The organism is Rhodococcus sp. 05-2254-6, from assembly GCF_002258565.1.
Classification (GTDB): Bacteria; Actinomycetota; Actinomycetes; order Mycobacteriales; family Mycobacteriaceae; genus Rhodococcoides.
The window spans coordinates 1-2,966 of sequence record NZ_NOZF01000179.1; the positions used below are offsets into that span (position 1 = coordinate 1).

Consider the following 2,966-nt stretch of genomic DNA (forward strand, 5'->3'; position numbering starts at 1 on the left):
CGAGCGCTTCGTCGTCGCTTATCTCGGTGATGCCAGCTTCATGCGACACCGCGTCGGCCAGCGCGTCACGCAAGCACTCGGCCGCGCCAACCGCGAGCCCTCGGACCGATCGATGTACCTGGGCTTGGACCCACTGTTCGCTCGTGTGCTGGCCGACAACCGTCGTTCGACAATCCATCCCCGACGGCACCCAAGACACCATCAAGGGAGCACTGGAAATCTACGACACCGGCTGGGCCGGCACACGGGAAGCCTGTGACAAGTTCTGGACCGCAGCGACGTCGACCGCGTCACCAGCGTCTACGCGGCCTCGCCGGCGACGACCAGGAAAGAAGACAGGCGGCAGCAGCACCGTATCGAGCGCCGACCTCGAAGTGACCGCCGTCGCTGACATGTGGATCAGCGACCACACAGCAGCGGCACAACACGCACGCGAAGCATCGGACAAACTCGCGGCCGCGGACGAAACCGAACACGCCGCGTTCTGGCGGTACGTCGAAGCCCACGCACACTTCACCGGCGGCACCCCCAAAGACTTCGCAGCGGCCCGTAATGCATTGGAGGATGCCACCCACGACGGACCCCGGACCGCATGGTTCCAGAGGCTTCGTCGCACAATCTCGGACCTCGACGGCTTCACCAATCCCGCAGATGACACCGACCAGCTGTTCCTCGCGTGGGATGAGTGGCGTCGAGAGGCCGGTACCCGACTGGCAAAGGAAATATCGGCCGGACGCGCCTTGCTGGCCGGAATGACGAGGCTCAGCGAAATTCCCCAACCGCGCTCACCGAAATTCCCCACTCGTGAGCGGTCTTCACTGTAGTGGTTGGCGGGTTCCGGTGGTGGCTTTACGGAGCTTCTCCGATCTGGCGTTGTGGTCCCGTAACCGGTAGGAATCGCCGTCGAGGTTGAGCACGACCGAGCGATGCAGGAGCCGGTCGAGCATGGCTGCGGCGACCGTGTTGTCACCGAGCACTTCACCCCACGATCCGACACCACGGTTTGTGGTCATCACGATCGATGTCTTCATATACCGTTGCGAGACAACCTGAAACAGCGCCGACGCAGCCTCGCCGGGCAGCGGTAGGTAGCCGAGCTCGTCGATCACCAGCAGCGTCGGGCCGGCATAGAATCGCATCGTCGTAGCCCACCGACCCTCCAGCGCTGCCCGATGGCAGCGGGCAGCGAGATCGGCAGCGGTGGTGAAATACGTCCGATACCCCGCATGCGCAGCAGCCCTCGCGAGCCCGACCGACAGGTGCGTCTTGCCGACCCCGGGCGGGCCGATGAGCAGCACATTCGTCGCCGTCTCCAAGTAGCGGCAGGTCGCGAGTTCGTCGATGAGCTTGCGGTCGATACCGGCTGCGACGTCGTAGTCGAAGTCCTCGAGCGATGCCGGCGTCGGCAGACACGCGAACCGCAACCTGCCGGTCAAACGCCGTGCCTCGGTGGCCTCGACTTCGATCGACAGCAACCGATCCAACGCCGCGGTCATCGACAGCTCCTCCGCAGCTGCTTGGTCGAGGACCGAGGGCAACGCTTCGGCGGCGTCGTGCAGCTTCAGGACCGCCAGATGCCCACGCAGGCGTTGATAGAGACTCGCCGCTTCGGCGGTGTTCGGTGCCGGCACCCGGTCGCCTGTTTTCTTGTCGACCATCAGAGGGTGTTCCTTCCGTGTGCGGCCCGTTCGTAGACCGACAGGTCGTAGATGACCGCGCCGGTGTCAGTGGATTCGGTTGCATGACTCCCGCTTTCGCGCTGACCATCTCCGGAGGGCAGTGCCGATTCGGCCGACGCTCGGAGTTTCTCGGCAGCGGCGAGAGCGTCGGGACCGGGTGGGATCCGTTCTTTCCGGCGGTGCGGGCGGCCGGTGTTCGCACCAGCCATCGCTGCTTGTTCGAGAGCGTAGACATGTCCGTGATCGCGGACCATCGCCCCAGTCCCATCGGCAGCCAACCGGTGCCGGGCAATGGTGATGCCGGATGTGGTGACGATGTCGATGACATCGACGCCCAGAACATGCGTCACTGTCACAGTGGCACAGGCGAGTTCGGGTGGGACCGAATACCGGTTACCGCGATAGGACACCAACGCTTGGCGCGAGACGACCCGGTCGGTGCTCAGGATCGCCGGATACGCAGCCGCCGGCAACGTATGCAACCCCTCGGTGGTGGCGATCGTCCCCACCGACGCCCGTCCATCTTTGGTGGCCCGCAGCCGGGTGTCGCCGCGCAGGCTGCAGAACCGGTCGAGGCTTGCTTGGGCTTGCTCGACGGTCAGATCGTCGGCGACAGTGCGCCACCACCGTTGCGCTGCAGTGTGATTGGACTTCTCCACCGCGCCTTTGCGGTTGCCGCGGCGGGGTGGGCAGATCGCGACGGAGACACCGTAGTGTTTCGCGACGCCGGCGAAGCTGGCCGTGATGCAGCCGGAGTCGGGGTGGCAGACTGTCGCCATCCGATCGAACCGCCACACGCGGCTGACGCCGCCGAGGCCTCGGCAGATGCGGTCGAGCCCGTCGACGACATGGGGTTGGGTCATGTTCGGGGCCAGGATCCCGCGCCATTTGGCCGAGCAGGCCAGCGTTCCGACGAACAGATGTGCCATCGAGCCCCATCCCCAGGAAGCGGGCGGGTTGGGTAGATCGACCCAATCCCATTGTGTCTCTTCACCCGGCGGGTGATCGATCACTGCGTTGGGTCTTTCGGTTGCGGTGAGGCAGGCTTTGCAGATCGGGCGAAGTTTCAGTTCTCGGATCTTGCGGTGCAGCGTTTGATACGACATCGAATATCCGAGGTCTTCGAGCTCGTCGCAGAGGGTGCGGACCCACAGGTGTGGGTCTTCGGACAGGCGTGCGGTGACGTAGGCGAGGAACACCTCGAAGGGGTCCGGGATGCTGCGTTTACGCACTCCGGGTGTGGTGGTCCCGTTGAGGTAGGACCGGATGGTCTTGCGGTCGCGGCCG

The 2,966-nt window shown here is 64.8% G+C and carries 4 protein-coding genes; 2 read left to right on the forward strand and 2 right to left on the reverse strand.

The genetic code is table 11. The features are described from left to right. Together CH256_RS28390 and CH256_RS24590 are read left to right on the forward strand one after the other, a co-directional pair. Positions 1-259 (forward strand): hypothetical protein (locus tag CH256_RS28390; protein WP_218829163.1); only part of this gene is annotated, 259 nt, incomplete at its 5' end. Between the two features lie 115 nt (positions 260-374). After that, positions 375-824, forward strand: coding sequence for a hypothetical protein (locus tag CH256_RS24590; protein WP_037192299.1), 450 nt, complete (start codon positions 375-377; stop codon positions 822-824). Here CH256_RS24590 and istB read toward each other — a convergent pair. Together istB and CH256_RS24600 are read right to left on the reverse strand one after the other, a co-directional pair. Next, positions 816-1,658 carry an IS21-like element helper ATPase IstB gene (gene istB, locus CH256_RS24595; protein ID WP_037192303.1) on the reverse strand — a complete coding sequence of 281 codons (843 nt, stop codon included), beginning with the start codon at positions 1,656-1,658 and terminating at the stop codon, positions 816-818. The two genes, CH256_RS24590 and istB, sit on opposite strands and share 9 nt — an antisense overlap. Then, positions 1,658-2,966 (reverse strand): Mu transposase domain-containing protein (locus tag CH256_RS24600; protein WP_094670993.1); only part of this gene is annotated, 1,309 nt, incomplete at its 5' end. The genes CH256_RS24600 and istB, both read right to left, overlap by 1 nt.

Excerpts from the sequence above, each read along its gene's own strand:
- istB (WP_037192303.1), bottom strand. The coding sequence starts at position 1,658 with ATGGTCGACAAGAAAACAGGCGACCGGGTGCCGGCACCGAACACCGCC.